Source organism: Psychrobacter sp. CAL346-MNA-CIBAN-0220, assembly GCF_040309805.1.
Taxonomy (GTDB): domain Bacteria; phylum Pseudomonadota; class Gammaproteobacteria; order Pseudomonadales; family Moraxellaceae; genus Psychrobacter.
This window is the reverse complement of sequence record NZ_JBEOPF010000258.1, coordinates 1-274: the sequence shown is the minus strand read 5'-3', so window position 1 is coordinate 274 and position 274 is coordinate 1. Positions and strand designations below refer to the sequence as shown.

Genomic DNA, 274 nt, shown 5'->3' with positions numbered 1-274 from the left:
AAATAAACCAGCCCATAAAGTCCATCGCATCGTCAAAATCACTGCGGCTAGACCAACTATTACCGGTTTCTCGAACGTAATCATCCCAGGTCATGGTTTTAGCTTGCGCGGAACCATAGGCGTCACTGGCACGGCCGGTGGGAATAAAACCTAAAAAGTATTGCATTGGTGGTGCAGCATTATGTTTGAATGAACTTTCTTGATACATCATGGCTAAGGGGACATGAACTGGCACGCCCCATTTTTCACGCGTATTGACTGCAGCGTCATACCA

Annotated in this window: 1 protein-coding gene; it reads right to left on the bottom strand. The window is 46.7% G+C overall.

Going from position 1 to position 274, the window contains the following annotated elements:
• A partial coding sequence (locus tag AAEY88_RS13560) for a hypothetical protein (protein WP_350563231.1) occupies positions 1-274 on the bottom strand: 274 nt, incomplete at both ends.